13 protein-coding genes are annotated in these 13703 nt (G+C 71.9%); 10 read left to right on the top strand and 3 right to left on the bottom strand.

What is annotated here, in order from left to right; genetic code table 11:
• Positions 1–72 precede the first annotated feature (72 nt).
• From EDF27_RS01830 to EDF27_RS01795, 8 genes are all read left to right on the top strand, one after another.
• Positions 73–738, top strand: coding sequence for a response regulator transcription factor (locus EDF27_RS01830; protein WP_123655333.1), 666 nt, complete (start codon positions 73–75; stop codon positions 736–738).
• Complete coding sequence (locus EDF27_RS01825) at positions 735–1784, top strand: HAMP domain-containing sensor histidine kinase (RefSeq protein ID WP_123701178.1); 1050 nt, start codon at positions 735–737, stop codon at positions 1782–1784. The genes EDF27_RS01830 and EDF27_RS01825 overlap by 4 nt, the downstream gene beginning before the upstream one ends.
• An 87-nt stretch (positions 1785–1871) precedes the next feature.
• The gene (locus EDF27_RS01820) at positions 1872–2990 is read left to right on the top strand and encodes a PQQ-dependent sugar dehydrogenase (protein ID WP_123701179.1); all 1119 of its coding nucleotides are present in this window, start codon (positions 1872–1874) and stop codon (positions 2988–2990) included.
• Positions 2991–3011: 21 nt separating this feature from the next.
• Positions 3012–3833 carry an aldo/keto reductase gene (locus EDF27_RS01815; RefSeq protein ID WP_123655336.1) on the top strand — a complete coding sequence of 274 codons (822 nt, stop codon included), beginning with the start codon at positions 3012–3014 and terminating at the stop codon, positions 3831–3833.
• Positions 3834–3846: 13 nt separating this feature from the next.
• Positions 3847–4764: an SMP-30/gluconolactonase/LRE family protein gene (locus tag EDF27_RS01810; protein WP_207909548.1), complete on the top strand. Its 918-nt coding sequence runs from the start codon at positions 3847–3849 to the stop codon at positions 4762–4764.
• Between the two features lie 65 nt (positions 4765–4829).
• Positions 4830–5957: a glycosyltransferase gene (locus EDF27_RS01805; protein ID WP_123701180.1), complete on the top strand. Its 1128-nt coding sequence runs from the start codon at positions 4830–4832 to the stop codon at positions 5955–5957.
• A 7-nt stretch (positions 5958–5964) separates the two neighbouring features.
• On the top strand, positions 5965–7116 hold the full coding sequence (gene rlmC, locus EDF27_RS01800; RefSeq protein ID WP_132046949.1) for a 23S rRNA (uracil(747)-C(5))-methyltransferase RlmC: 1152 nt from the start codon (positions 5965–5967) through the stop codon (positions 7114–7116).
• 287 nt (positions 7117–7403) lie between these two features.
• Positions 7404–8072, top strand: a complete 669-nt coding sequence (locus EDF27_RS01795) for a transglycosylase family protein (RefSeq protein ID WP_123655339.1) — start codon at positions 7404–7406, stop codon at positions 8070–8072.
• A 74-nt stretch (positions 8073–8146) separates the two neighbouring features.
• Here EDF27_RS01795 and EDF27_RS01790 read toward each other — a convergent pair whose 3' ends face one another.
• Both EDF27_RS01790 and EDF27_RS01785 read right to left on the bottom strand, forming a co-directional pair.
• Positions 8147–9148 carry an LCP family protein gene (locus EDF27_RS01790; protein ID WP_132046947.1) on the bottom strand — a complete coding sequence of 334 codons (1002 nt, stop codon included), beginning with the start codon at positions 9146–9148 and terminating at the stop codon, positions 8147–8149.
• 77 nt (positions 9149–9225) lie between these two features.
• Positions 9226–9624 (bottom strand): MarR family transcriptional regulator, encoded by a 399-nt coding sequence (locus EDF27_RS01785; protein WP_123655341.1) that lies wholly within the window; start codon positions 9622–9624, stop codon positions 9226–9228.
• 74 nt (positions 9625–9698) lie between these two features.
• On the opposite strand from EDF27_RS01785, the gene EDF27_RS01780 reads away from it, so the two are divergent.
• Both EDF27_RS01780 and EDF27_RS01775 read left to right on the top strand, forming a co-directional pair.
• Positions 9699–11825 (top strand): efflux RND transporter permease subunit, encoded by a 2127-nt coding sequence (locus EDF27_RS01780; protein ID WP_132046945.1) that lies wholly within the window; start codon positions 9699–9701, stop codon positions 11823–11825.
• Between the two features lie 12 nt (positions 11826–11837).
• Positions 11838–12488, top strand: a complete 651-nt coding sequence (locus tag EDF27_RS01775; protein WP_123655343.1) for a GntR family transcriptional regulator — start codon at positions 11838–11840, stop codon at positions 12486–12488.
• Between the two features lie 60 nt (positions 12489–12548).
• On the opposite strand, the gene EDF27_RS01770 is transcribed toward EDF27_RS01775, so the two are convergent.
• The gene (locus EDF27_RS01770; RefSeq protein WP_123701185.1) at positions 12549–13325 is read right to left on the bottom strand and encodes an IclR family transcriptional regulator; all 777 of its coding nucleotides are present in this window, start codon (positions 13323–13325) and stop codon (positions 12549–12551) included.
• Between the last annotated feature and the right edge of the window lie 378 nt (positions 13326–13703).

The raw sequence follows: 13703 nt of genomic DNA, 5'->3' as shown, positions 1-13703 counted from the left end.
CGGAGGACCGCTTGCGCCGCCCACGGCCGGACCGTTAACATTTCACATGTTGTCCAATCCGGGGGAGTCCGCATGCGCATCCTGATCGCCGAGGACGAGACGTTCCTCGCGGACGCCGTCGCCGCGGGCTTCCGAAGCCACGGCTGGGCCGTCGACGTGGCCGGCGACGGCGACCGGGCCCTCGAGCTCGCACTCGTCCACGACTACGACGTGCTCGTCCTGGACCGTGACCTCCCCGGCACACACGGTGACGACGTCTGCCGGGACGTCGTCGCCGCCGGACGGGGATGCCGGATCGTGATGCTCACCGCTGCCGCCCGGCTCGACGACCGCGTCGAGGGGTTCGAGCTCGGTGCCGACGACTACCTCCCGAAGCCCTTCGCGTTCGCCGAGCTCGTCGTCCGCGTGCGGGCGCTCGGGCGACGGAGCGCCGCCGCTGCACCGCTCGTGCTCCGCGCGGCCGACATCGAACTCGACCCGGCGCGCGGCACGGTCGTCCGGGCCGGGGACCCGGTCCACCTCACCCGGAAGCAGTTCGGGGTCCTCGAGCTCCTGCTCGGCGCCCGCGGACAGCTGGTCAGCGCCGAGGTGATGCTCGAGAAGGTCTGGGACGAGCACGCCGACCCCTTCACGACCGCTCCGCGGGTCACCGTCTCCACGCTGCGACGGGCGCTCGGTGCGCCGGATCCGATCACGACCGTCCCCGGAGTCGGGTACCGGATCGACGTCGACGCGTGAGCACCAGGACGCGGCTGACGCTGACCGCCTGCACGGTCTTCACCCTCGCCGCGCTCGCCGCGTTCGCCGGGCTCGTGTTCGTCATCCAGGACTTCCCCGCCTACGCCGTGGACCGGGGCGAGTTCCCGCGGCGGAGCGAGGTGATCCGGATGGTGGTGACCGGCGCGGCCGTGGCGATCGCGTTCTTCGCCGTCGTCGGGGCGGTGTTCGCGTGGGTGCTCGCCGGAACGCTGCTCCGGCCGCTCGACCGCATCGCACGTGCCGCCCTCAGCGCCGCGGACGGCGACCTCTCCCAGCGTGTGGGCCTCCGTCGATCGGACGAGTTCGGCCGGCTCGCCGCGACGTTCGACCTGATGCTCGACCGGCTGCAGGACGCCGTGGCGGTCCATGAGCGCTTCGCGGCGAACGCCGCGCACGAGCTCCGGACACCGCTCGCGGTGATCCGGACCGTGACCGAGGTGGCGCAGGCATCCCCGGAGCACCGTGACGTCGACGAGGTGCTCCGCCGGATCGCCGTCACCAACCGCCGTGCGACCGAGACCTGCGAGGCACTCCTCGAGCTCTCGGACGCGAACCGGGTGTCGATGCGGCGTCGCCCGGAGGCGCTCGGGCCGGTCGTGGCGGACGCGCTCGAGGAAGTGCTGCCGGCGCTGGAGCAGGCGGGCGTGCAGGTCGGCGTGGACATCGGCCCCGGCGACGTCGTGCTCGAGTGCGACCGACGGCTCCTCCGGCAGGCGCTCCGGAACCTGCTCGACAACGTCGCGCGACACGGTGCTCCCGGAACGGCGACGATGACCGTCCTCGCCGATGCCTCCGACGTCCTGATCCGCTGCGAGAACCCCGGCGAGACGCTCGATCCCGAGCGTGTCGGGCGACTGGCGGAGCCGTTCCTCCGGGGTGGGGGCCGTGGGCGGTCCGGGGCGGAACGCGGGCACGGGCTCGGGCTGGCGCTGGTCGCACGCGTCGCGGCGGTCCACGGTGGCGCGCTCGACCTGCGGCCGCGTCCCGGGGGCGGCCTCGTCGTCGAGATCCGCTTGCCGCGCTGAGCCGCGGTGTCACCGGGGCCGGCGCGTCGGACCGGCGGGCGCGTCGTGTCCGGCTGGCCCGCGGGGTGCGCGCGTACGGTGCGCGCCATGCGTACCCGAACCGCATCGCCGCTCGTCGTCCTCACGCTCGTCGCCCTCACGCTCTCCGGCTGCACCGCCGGCTCGGACGCCGACGACGAGCCCACGCGCCGGGCCGCGACCGCCCCGCCGACGCCGACCGACCTGGCCGACGGCGAGGTGGTCCCCACCGGCGCCGTGACGGACGTCGCGACCGGACTCGACGCGCCCTGGTCGGTGGTGCTGACCGACGACGGCACCCCGCTCGTGAGCCTCCGGGACTCCGGTGACGTCCTCGAGCTCGGCGACGACGGCACCCCGCGGACGGTCGGGTCGATCGACGGCGTCTCGCACGGCGGGGAGGGCGGGCTCCTCGGCCTCGCGCTGCACGACGACGCGCTCTACGTGTACTCGACCGCCGACGACGGCAACCGTGTCCAGCGCTACCCGCTCACCGGCAGCGCCGGGTCCTTCGCGCTCGGCGACCCGACGACGGTCATCGACGAGCTGCCCGCGAACACCTTCCACGACGGCGGCCGGATCGCGTTCGGGCCGGACGACATGCTCTACGTCACCGTGGGGGACGCCGGGAACCGGTCCGAGGCGCAGGACCGGTCCTCGCTCGCCGGCAAGATCCTCCGCCTGACCCCGACGGGCGACGTCCCCGACGACAACCCCTTCGACGGGTCGCCGGTCTGGTCGTACGGGCACCGCAACGTGCAGGGACTCGGGTGGGCGTCCGACGGCACGATGTTCGCGTCCGAGTTCGGTGAGGACACCTGGGACGAGCTCAACGTCATCGAACCGGGGAAGGACTACGGGTGGCCCGAGGTGGAGGGCGCCGGCGGCACGAGCCAGGGGTTCGTCGACCCGGTGCGGCAGTGGTCGACCGACGCCGCGAGCCCGTCGGGCCTCGCCGTCGTCGACGACACCGTGTTCATCGCGAACCTCCGCGGTGAGGTGCTCCGGTCGGTGCCCGCCGCCGACCCGTCCGACTCGCGCGAGTGGTTCTCCGGGGAGTACGGGCGGCTCCGCACCGTGCTCGCGGGACCAGACGGCACCCTCTGGTTCGTCACGAACAACACCGACGGCCGCGGCACCCCCGGCGCCGGCGACGACCGGATCCTGTCCGTCGGTCTCACCGGGTGAGGCGCGCGTACTGTCCGGTCCATGCCTGCTCTCACAGACACCTTCGTCCTGTCCAACGGACTCCACATCCCCCAGATCGGCTTCGGCACCTGGCAGATCCCGCCGGGGTCCGAGGCGTACGACGCCACCCGGGCCGCACTCGACGCCGGCTACCGGCACATCGACACGGCGGCGGCCTACGGCAACGAAGCCAGCGTCGGCGAGGCGGTCCGCGACAGCGGTGTGCCGCGTGACGAGGTGTTCATCACCACGAAGCTCCCCGCCGAGATCAAGACGGCGTCCGGCGCGCGCGAGGCCTTCGCGGCGTCCACCGCGGCCCTCGACCTCGGGGTCGTCGACCTCTACCTGATCCACGCACCGTGGCCGTGGAGCGACATGGGCAGCGACCACCGCGACGGCAACGTCGAGGTCTGGAAGGTCTTCGAGGAGCTGTACGACGCCGGCAAGACCCGGTCCATCGGGGTCTCGAACTTCGTCGTCGCCGATCTCGAGCACCTCCTCGCGAACACCGACGTCGTGCCGCACGCCGACCAGATCCGCTGGTTCATCGGCAACACCCAGGACGACACGACGGCGTTCTGCGCGGAGCAGGACATCCTCGTCGAGGGCTACTCGCCGCTCGCCACCGGTGGACTCCTGTCGAACGCGGCCATCGGCGAGATCGCGGCGAAGTACGACAAGACCGTGGCGCAGGTCGCGATCCGGTACCTGCTCGAGAAGGACGTGCTCCCGCTGCCGAAGTCGACGACCCCGTCGCGGATCGCCGAGAACGCCGACGTCGACTTCGTGCTCGCGCCCGAGGACGTCGCGACGCTCGACGGCCTGCAGGACACGACCGACTGAGCGGCGGGCGCGCATGACGTCGATCACCGACCTCGTCCCGGACCCGTCCGCGCTCGAGCGCATCGCGACCGGCAGCACCTGGGCGGAGGGGCCGTGCTGGATCCCCGCCACCCGGACGCTCCGCTGGTCCGACATCCCCGGCGACCGGATCCTGCAGTGGGACGCCTCCTCGGGTGCCACCACGACGTACGCCGACGGGGTGGAGTTCACCAACGGCCGGACCCTCGACGCCGACGGGTCCGTCGTGCAGTGCTCGCACGGGAACCGTCGCGTCGAGCGGGACCGGGACGGTGTCGTCACGGTCATCGCGGACGGGTGGAACGGGGTGCGGCTGAACTCTCCGAACGACGTCGTGGTCGCGCGGGACGGCAGCGTGTGGTTCACCGATCCGGCCTACGGCATCACGCAGCCGCGCGAGGGGCACCCCGGTGTGCGGGAGTACGGCGACCACTGGGTGTTCCGTTGCGGCCCGGACGGCTCCGACCTGCGCCCCGTCGTGCTCGATGCCGACGAGCCGAACGGGTTGGCGTTCGACCCGACCGGGCGGGTGCTCTACGTCGCGAGTTCGTCGTCGGAGCGGCCGGTGATCCGGGCGTACGACGTGTCCGTGGACGGCGTCGGTGGCGGCGGCGCGCGCGGTGCCGGGGACTGCGGCGTCGCGGCCGCGGTCCGGGTGAAGAACGGGCGGGTCTTCGCGACGCTCGAACCGGGCGAGGGGGCACCCGACGGCATCCGGGTGGACCTCGACGGCAACGTCTGGTCGTCCTCGCACCACGGGGTCGTCGTGTTCGCCCCCGACGGTCGGCGGATCGGCGAGGTCCCCGTGCCGGAGGTCGTCGCGAACCTCTGCTTCGGTGGCGACGACGGCACGACGCTGTTCATCGCCGCGACGACGTCGATCTACCGGATCCGGACGGCCGCCCGGATCTGACAGCCCTTCCGTTCATGGTATGTGCAATGTAAAATACATGTACACCCACCACGAGCGGAGACGTCATGCCCCATGTCGCGATCATCGGAACCCGGGGCTACCCCTCCTACTACGGCGGCTTCGAGACGGCCGTGCGCCACATCGCGCCCCACCTCGCAGAGTCGGGGTGGGGCGTCACCGTGTACGGCCGCCCCGGGCAGGAACGGACGGACGACCCGGCGCTCGATCCCCGGGTCGTCCGGCGGACCACCCGGGGGACCGAGTCGAAGGCGCTGAGCACCCTGTCGTTCGGGCTCACCGCGGTGCTCGACACCATCCGCCGGCGCCCGGACGTCGCGCTCGTCATGAACTGCGCGAACGGCTTCTGGCTCCCCCTGCTGGCACTCGCTGGCATCCCCACCGTCGTGAACGTCGACGGCATCGAGTGGGAGCGCGCGAAGTGGGGGCGCCTCGCCCGCTTCGTCTTCAAGGCCGGAGCCCGGATGACCGCTCGGTTCGCGGACCGGCTCGTGTTCGACGCCGACGCGATCGGCGCCTACTGGCGCCGTGAGTTCGACCGGACCGGCGTGATGATCCCCTACGGCGGGACCGAGAGCCGCGCCCTGCCCCTGCACGAGGACGACACCGACCTCACCGGGCGGCCCTTCGCCCTGGTGGTCGCCCGGTTCGTCCCGGAGAACACCGTGGCGGAGTTCCTCGAGGCCGCCGAGCGCATCGCCCGGCACCACCCCGTCGTCATCGTCGGGTCCAGCGGGTACGGCGGCGGCCTGGACGACGCGGCCCGATCGCTCGCCGCGCGGAACCGCGACGTCCGGTGGCTCGGGCACGTGGCGGACGACGCGCGGCTCTTCGCGCTCTGGCAGCACGCCGGCGCGTACTTCCACGGCCACAGCGTCGGCGGCACGAACCCGGCGCTCGTCCAGGCGATGCACTGCGGCGCGCCGACGGTCGCCAGGGACACCGTCTACAACCGCGAGGTCCTCGGGGACGACGGCGCCGTCTTCGTCGAACCGCAGCCGGACGCCATCGCGGACGCGGTCCTCGCGGTGCTCGACGACCCCGAAGAGCAGCAGCTGCGCGGTGCCGCCGTGCTCCGCCGGGCGCGGACCGCGTACACGTGGGACGGCGTGTGCGACGGGTACGAGCAGGCGCTCGCGGGGGTCATCGTGCGGGAGCGCGCTGCCGTATCCTGACTCGGCCATGCAGTGCGACTACTTCGACCGCGGGGTGTGCCGCTCGTGCACGCTCATGGGGCAGCCGTACGCCGATCAGGTCCTCGACAAGGAACTCCGCACGCGCGAGCTCCTGCACGACGCGGTCGAGGCTGCCGGGGGACCGGGTTCCGTCGAGTTCCTCCCGGCGATCACCAGCCCCGAGTCCGGCTACCGCAACCGGGCGAAGATGGTCGTCGGCGGATCGGTCGAGCACCCCACGATCGGGATCCTCGACCACCGCCAGCGTGGGGTCGACATCCGGCACTGCGGCATCTGCACGCCCGGCATCCGCGCGGCGCTGCCGGTCCTGGCGGACTTCGTCTCGTCGGCCGGCCTCATCCCGTACGACGTCGCGACCCGCCGGGGCGAACTGAAGTTCGTGCTCGTGACGGAGTCTCCCGACGGCGCGCTCATGGTCCGCTTCGTGCTCCGGTCCGAGGGGCAGCTGGCCCGGCTCCGATCGCGCCTCGGCGACCTGCTGCTCGCCCTGCCGGAGCTCGTGGTCGTCACCGCGAACCTGCTGCCGGAGCACAAGGCCGTCACCGAGGGCGTCCGGGAGGTCGTGCTCACCGAGCAGGAGACGCTGCCGATGCGGCTCGGGCCGGTGACGATGCACTTCCGCCCGCAGAGCTTCTTCCAGACGAACACGCACGTCGCCACACAGCTCTACGCGCAGGCCGCGGACTGGATCGACGAGGTGGCTCCGGCTTCGATGTGGGACCTGTACTGCGGCGTCGGTGGATTCGCGCTCCACGCCGCCCGACCCGGCCGCGCCGTCACCGGCATCGAGACCAGCGTCGAGGCGATCCGCTCCGCGAAGCAGTCCGCGCGTGAGGCGGGGCTCGTCGACGTCCGGTTCGCCGCCGACGACGCGACCGAGCACGCGCTGCGCTCCCGTCCGGACCAGACGCCGGAGCTCGTCGTGGTGAACCCGCCCCGGCGCGGGATCGGGGCGACGCTCGCCGATTGGCTCGAGGCGTCCGACGTCCAGCACGTCGTCTACTCCAGCTGCAACCCGGTGACCCTCGCGAAGGACCTCGCCCGGATGCCGTCGCTCCGACTCCGCCGCGCGCGGGTGCTCGACATGTTCCCGCAGACCGGGCACCTCGAGGCCGTCACGCTGCTCTCCCGGGTCTGATCCGGAGCCCTGCGGCCGCGGTTGCCAGGGGATTCGGATGTTCGCGTACCCGGGTACGCCCGATCGCCATGTGCATGGCGATCGTCCCGTACAGGTTTCCTCGCGGGGTACATAGCACTGATGGGTAGAACCCTTGGTCTCAGTTTGATAACGACGCGGAGTTTCCTATGGTGGCCGACCGTGACGCCGGCGCGAACCACTGCCCCCGGCGACACCTCAACAGACCGCGATCGGTCGGGGTGGGCAGTGGTCCGCCGAACGGCGTGCGACCCCGCTGGAGCAACGACATGAAGAAGACCACCCGTACCCGCGCCCTCCTCGGCGGACTCGCCTTCGCCGGCATCGCCGCGGCCGGTGTGGGGCTCTCGGCCCCCGCGAACGCCGCGTCCGGCTCGACGTGGGACGCCCTCGCCCAGTGCGAATCCGGCGGCAACTGGGCCATCAACACCGGCAACGGCTACTACGGCGGCCTGCAGTTCACGCAGAGCACCTGGACCGCCAACGGTGGTTCCGGCAGCCCGGCGAACGCCAGCCGTGCGACCCAGATCGCCGTCGCCGAGCACGTCCTCGCCTCCCAGGGCTGGGGTGCATGGCCCGCCTGCTCCGCGAAGCTCGGGCTGAGCGGCACCACCGGCGCCGCCCCGGCCGCCATCCCGCAGCAGCAGGCCGCACCGGCTCCGGCCGCTCCGGCCCCCGCGCAGCAGGCGGCGCCGAAGGCCACGACGCCGACGACGACCGCCGCACCGGCAGCCCCGGCTGCTCCGGCCGCGCCGTCGAAGCCCGCCGCGGTGAAGACCAGCGGCAAGACGTACACGGTGGCGTCGGGTGACACGCTCGACACCATCGCGACGAAGCTGAAGGTCGACGGCGGCTGGAACAAGCTGTGGGCCGCCAACACCTCGATCGACGACGCGAACCTGATCTACGCGGGTCAGACGCTGCAGCTCCCGGCCTGACCTCCGGCAGACCGATCACCGACGAAGCGCCCCGGGCTCTCCCTCCGAGAGTCGGGGCGCTTCGTCGTGCAGCGCTACTGCGGGTTCTCCTGCAGCCAGCGGCCGAGGTCGTCCGATCGCAGCGCCGAGCTGAGCGCCTGGACGGCGACGGTGTTCACCGCGACGTACGACTGACCGTCGGCTGAGGTCCCGCCGCCCGCAGTCGGCATCGTGAAGGTCTGCAGGTCCGCCGGCCGGACGCCGCGCAGTGACCATCCGAGGCCGGCGATCGTACGGAAGTCCAGCCCCGGGTCGACGGCGAGGTACCCGCTCGTCGCGGCGACGAAGTCCTGGATGCGTCCGGGATCCGTCATGGTGCCCTTCGAGAGCACCCCGTCAACGATCCCGCGCATGAACGCCTGCTGGTTCCGGACCCGGGTGTGGTCGGCGTCGGCGAAGGCGTACCGCTCCCGCACGAAGGCCAGTGCCGCGTCGCCGTCGAGGCGGTTCGCCCCGACGGTGAAGTGGTGGCCACGTGCGGTGAAGTCCTGGGTGGACTGCACGGTCACGCCGCCGAGGGCGTCCGTCACGGCGCCGAAGCCGCGCATGTCGATCTCGGCGACGTGGTCGATGCGGACGTCGAGGAGCTGTTCGACCGTCTGCACCGTGAGCGGGATGCCGCCCCATGAGTACGCCGCGTTGATCTTCGCGTTGCCGTGGCCGGGGACGTCGACCCACGAGTCGCGCATGATCGACATCAGGTACACGGCCTTCCGGTCGGCCGGGACGTGGGCGAGCATCAGCGTGTCCGATCGCCCGCCCGCTGCGGTGTCGCCCTGCTGCGCGAGTCCCTTCCGGGAGTCGGAGCCGATGAGCAGGATGTTCTCTGCACCGTCGGTGGTGGCCGGTCGTGTCCCGGTCGGGAACGGCTCGGCGATGGTGTCGGACTCGCGGTCGTAGCTCCGCGCGAGTCCGCCGACGAAGACGCTCGCGACGACGGCGATCACCGCCGCGATGCCGACGAGCGAGCCGAGCGTCGCGACGAGGGCGACGAGGAACGGGCGGCGACGGCGCGGGGTGGCGCGACGACCGGGCATGGTGACTCCTGGGTTCCGGCCGGCCGTGGCACCGACTTCCCAAGGTTACAACATGTGGTATTTCACCCGCAATGGGATCAGGAGGTACCCAGGATCCGTCCGAGCGCCGACCGGAGCGCCGGGTCGTCGGGCAGCACCTCACGCTCGATGTGCTTTGCGGTGTCCCAGGCGGCTCGCCCGCGGTCGGTCACGGTGACCACGCGCCGGCGACGGTCATCCGGGTGTGGACCGCGCTCGACGAGCCCGTCGCGCTCCATCCGCTCGAGCGTGCGTGACATGGTCTGCGGCTGGACGCGGGCGGTCCGGGCGAGGGTGTCGGCGCCGGTCGGCCCGGTGCGGATGAGGATGTCGATCGCGATGAGTGCCGCGTGGGGGAGTCCGATCGCGCGGAGTCGTTCGTCCCAGTCCCGCTCCACCGAGCGGGCTGCCGCGGCGAGCAGTCGCCCGAGGGGCCACTCGGCGGGGTCGTCGTCCATGTCTGGATTCTAGGGTCGCTCCGCATGTGCGACGGAATGATCAGCATGCTGATCATTCGAGTACGCTCAACCTCGTGCCCCGCTTCCTCCGCATCGTGATCCCCGCCGTCGTCATCGTCGCCTGGCTCGTCATCGCCTCGATCGGCGGACCGTTCTTCGGCAAGATCTCCGAGGTCTCCACGAACGACCAGACCTCGTTCCTCCCCGCGTCGGCCGATGCGACCAAGGTGCAGGAGCGCTCGGCGGCGTTCCGCGACGACACCGGCGCTCCCGCGGTCATCGTCCTCGAACGCTCCGGTGGCTTCGCGGCGTCCGACACAGCGGCCGCCCGCGCGCTCGTCGAACGGCTCGGTGACCGTTCCGACGTCGACTCGGTGAGCCCCGCGATCCCGAGCGAGGACGGGGACGCGGTCGAGATCGTGGCGACGCTGACGAGCGCGGCGGACACCGGCGACGCCGTGGCGGCGATCCGAGCGGACGTCGACGACGCGCTCACGTCCGGGATGCGCGGCTACGTCACCGGTCCGGCCGGGTTCACGGCCGACCTCACCGAGGCGTTCGCGGGCATCGACGGCATCCTGCTCGGGGTCGCCCTCGCCGCGGTCCTCGTCATCCTGGTCATCGTCTACCGGTCGCCACTGCTGCCGTTCCTGGTGCTCGGGACGGCCACCTTCGCACTGACCGCGTCGATCCTCGTCGTGTGGGCGCTGGCGAAGGCCGGCATCGTCACCGTGAACGGGCAGGTGCAGGGCATCCTCTCGATCCTGGTCATCGGTGCCGCGACCGACTACGCGCTGCTCTACGTCTCCCGGTACCGCGAGGCGCTCCGCGACTACCGCACCGGCTGGGACGCGACGAAGGCCGCCCTCCGCGGGAGCCTCGAGCCGATCCTGGCGTCGGGCGGCACCGTCATCGTCGGCGTGCTCTGCCTGCTGCTCTCCGACCTCAACTCGAACAAGGCCCTCGGCCCGGTGGCGGCGATCGGCATCGCGTTCAGCCTGCTGGCGGCTCTGACGCTCCTGCCCGCGCTGCTGCTGATGTTCCGTCGCGCCGCGTTCTGGCCGCTGCGTCCGCTCGACGGCAGCGCGCACCCGGTGGTCACCGGTCCCGACGCCCGGGGACTCTGGGCACGCGTCGGTCGGCTCGTGTCCCGCCGCTCGCGGGTCGTGTGGATCGTGTGCACCGTCGGACTGCTCGCCATGGGCACCGGGCTCATCGGGCTCAAGGCGGACGGTGTCCCGCAGAGTGACCTGGTGATCGGACAGTCGCAGGCGCGCGACGGTCAGGACGTGCTGGCCGACCACTTCCCCGCAGGCTCCGGCAGCCCGGCGCAGGTGATCGGCGACGCCGACCGCATCGACGACCTGGCATCGGCGATCACCGGCGTGGACGGCGTCGACGGTGTGGTGGTGGTGTCGAAGGACGCACCCGCGGGCACGGTGCCGGTCAGCGGGAGCGGCGGCGCGAGCGGGAGCGGCGGCGCCGGCCCCACCGTGGTCGACGGGCAGGTCCTGCTCCAGGCGACCCTGAGCTCCGCCGCCGACTCGGGCGCTGCCGAGACGACCGTGCGCGCACTCCGCACCGCCGTCGAGCGCGTCGACCCCGGCGCGCTCGTCGGCGGGGTCACCGCGACGGCGATCGACACGAACGACACCGGCATCCGGGACCGCTCGCTGATCATCCCGGTGGTGCTCGTCGTCATCCTGCTCATCCTGATGCTCCTGCTGCGGAGCATCGTCGCACCGCTCGTCCTCATCGGCAGCGTGATCGTCTCGTTCGCCGCGGCGCTCGGCGTCGGCGCGCTGGTGTTCGACCACGTGTTCCACTTCCCCGGCGCGGACCCGTCCGTCCCGCTGTACTCGTTCGTGTTCCTGGTGGCGCTCGGGGTGGACTACAACATCTTCCTCATGACCCGGGTGCGTGAGGAGGCCCTGCGGCACGGCCCGCGCGAGGGCGTGCTCCGCGGACTCGGCGTCACCGGTGGCGTGATCACCTCAGCCGGGGTGGTGCTCGCCGCCACGTTCGCTGCCCTCGGCGTGATCCCGATCCTGTTCCTCGTGCAGATCGCGTTCGTCGTCGCGTTCGGCGTCCTGCTCGACACGATCGTGGTCCGTTCGCTGCTCGTCCCGGCCCTGGCGTACGACCTCGGCGCACGCGCCTGGTGGCCGTCGCGCCTCTCGCGTCGCTCCGCCGACATGTGACACGCTGTGCACATGCCAGTTCCCTCGACGCAGCCTGCTGCCGAGCGCAAGCTCCTCCGTGACACCGTGCAGGACAAGATCCGCGACGCGATCATGGACGGCACGCTGGAGCCCGGCGAGCGGCTCAACGACGACGACCTGATCTCCTGGCTCGGCGTCTCCCGCACCCCGATCCGCGAAGCCCTGGCCGAACTCGCCCGCGCCGGCCTGATCGAGATGGCCCCGAACCGCTACACGCGGGTCGCGGCACCGACTGCTGACGAACTGCTCGACGCGTACCGCACGCTCGGCGTGATCTACGGCGGGGTCGTCCGCCTGGCGGTGCCGCGCTTCACCGACGCGGAGCGCAAGAAGATCGTGAAGATGCTCGACGACGTCGTCGCCCGCGTCGGCAAGGACGAACAGGCGAAGGTCGCCCACGACGGCGCGGACATCTACTCGCTCTGGGCCGGGGCCTGCGGCAACCCGTCCCTCGAGCAGCTCTGCCGGTCGACCACCGACGGCCTGGCCTTCAAGCTCCGTGTGCCGGAGCTCGCCGAGCTGGTGCCCGCCGACGTCATCCTCCCCGAGCTCCAGAAGCTCAAGGACGCCGTCCTCGCGAAGGACCCGATCGCCGCCGAGCTCGCGATGGAAGCGGTGCACCTGCTGCCGACCCGCGGCTGACCCGCGGCCCGCGGCCCGCGGCTGACCCGCGGCCCGCGGCCCGCGGCTGACCCGCGGTGGTCAGTGCGCGACGGCGGAGATCATCCCCAACCCGACGCTGATCCGGTCGGCGACCTCGATGAGGTCCTCGGCGAGCGAGTCCATGTCGCGGTCGCGGAGCTGGGTCACGCGTCCGGAGATCGACAGCGCCGCTGCGATCCGTCCTGACGCGTTCCGGATGGGCGCGGCGATGCAGAACCGTCCGAGTGCGAGTTCCTGGTTCTCCACACACCACCCCCGCGACGCCGAGGCCGCCAGGTCGGCGGTCAGGGCGTCGTGCGTGGTGATGGTGTGGTCCGTGTAGCGGGAGAGTTCCCCGAGCAGCGCTTCCCGCTCCGCCTGGCTCATGTCGAGCATCAGGGCCTTGCCGAGCGCGGACGCGTGCAGCGGCTGCCGCATCCCGATCATCGTGTGCGACTTCGGCGCGAGCGACCCCTCGAAGTGGCAGAGGTAGATCGCCCAGGCGTCGTCGAGCACGCCGACGTTCGCGGTCAGCCCGATGCGGTGCGCGAGTTCCTGCGCGGCGGCGCGGGACTCGCGGTGCACGGGATTGTGGTTGAGGCCCTGGCTCGCGAGCTCGAGGACCGCCCGCCCGACCGAGTACCCCTGCGTCTCCGGGTCGCGCCGGACGAACTCGAGCGACTCCAGCGTCGCGAGGAGCCGCCCGGTCGTCGAGGTCCCGAGCCCGATCGCGCGGGCGATGTCCGACGCGCGGACGCTCCCGCTCTCGGAGGTGCCGAGCGCGCCGAGGACCGCCACGGCGCGCTCGATGCTCTGGTTCGGAGGGGTGGTGGCCATGTGCCCATTCTGCTGGTCGAGCGGGCACCCCGCGCCGACTGCGACGCGGGGTGCCCTGGTTCTCAGCCCTTGCGCCACAGGTCGACGAGGAGCCTGGCGAGGTTCACGAGCAAGCTCGCGACCCCCAACCACAGCACCTGACGCCTGGGCTTGGAGTCGTTGTCCTGGGACATCGATCCACCTCCTGGTGTCTGCGCCGGCGGACACGAGAAGCGCAGGCCAAGGGGTGTGCATCGTCCATCTGGGCGGTACACTGGTCCGAGCTTGTGAGCTTGGGACCCTGTGTGTCCCTTGGCTTTCCGCTCGGAGAGCCGACCGAAGCCCATCACCGTTGTCGCGGTGGTGGGCTTCAACTCTGCCCGGGCCGCGCTCCGGCGG

The organism is Curtobacterium sp. PhB136 (genome assembly GCF_004346855.1).
Lineage (GTDB): Bacteria > Actinomycetota > Actinomycetes > Actinomycetales > Microbacteriaceae > Curtobacterium.
The sequence above is the reverse complement of the archived record's forward strand: the minus strand, read 5'-3'. Positions and strand labels throughout refer to the sequence as shown.

What these genes read in the sequence shown, in the direction of transcription:
- EDF27_RS01810 (WP_207909548.1), top strand. Translation starts at nt 3,847, where the DNA reads ATGACGTCGATCACCGACCTCGTCCCGGACCCGTCCGCGCTCGAGCGC.
- EDF27_RS01795 (WP_123655339.1), top strand. Translation starts at nt 7,404, where the DNA reads ATGAAGAAGACCACCCGTACCCGCGCCCTCCTCGGCGGACTCGCCTTC.
- EDF27_RS01815 (WP_123655336.1), top strand. Translation starts at nt 3,012, where the DNA reads ATGCCTGCTCTCACAGACACCTTCGTCCTGTCCAACGGACTCCACATC.
- EDF27_RS01805 (WP_123701180.1), top strand. Translation starts at nt 4,830, where the DNA reads ATGCCCCATGTCGCGATCATCGGAACCCGGGGCTACCCCTCCTACTAC.
- EDF27_RS01830 (WP_123655333.1), top strand. Translation starts at nt 73, where the DNA reads ATGCGCATCCTGATCGCCGAGGACGAGACGTTCCTCGCGGACGCCGTC.
- rlmC (WP_132046949.1), top strand. Translation starts at nt 5,965, where the DNA reads ATGCAGTGCGACTACTTCGACCGCGGGGTGTGCCGCTCGTGCACGCTC.
- EDF27_RS01785 (WP_123655341.1), bottom strand. Translation starts at nt 9,624, where the DNA reads ATGGACGACGACCCCGCCGAGTGGCCCCTCGGGCGACTGCTCGCCGCG.
- EDF27_RS01770 (WP_123701185.1), bottom strand. Translation starts at nt 13,325, where the DNA reads ATGGCCACCACCCCTCCGAACCAGAGCATCGAGCGCGCCGTGGCGGTC.
- EDF27_RS01775 (WP_123655343.1), top strand. Translation starts at nt 11,838, where the DNA reads ATGCCAGTTCCCTCGACGCAGCCTGCTGCCGAGCGCAAGCTCCTCCGT.
- EDF27_RS01820 (WP_123701179.1), top strand. Translation starts at nt 1,872, where the DNA reads ATGCGTACCCGAACCGCATCGCCGCTCGTCGTCCTCACGCTCGTCGCC.
- EDF27_RS01790 (WP_132046947.1), bottom strand. Translation starts at nt 9,148, where the DNA reads ATGCCCGGTCGTCGCGCCACCCCGCGCCGTCGCCGCCCGTTCCTCGTC.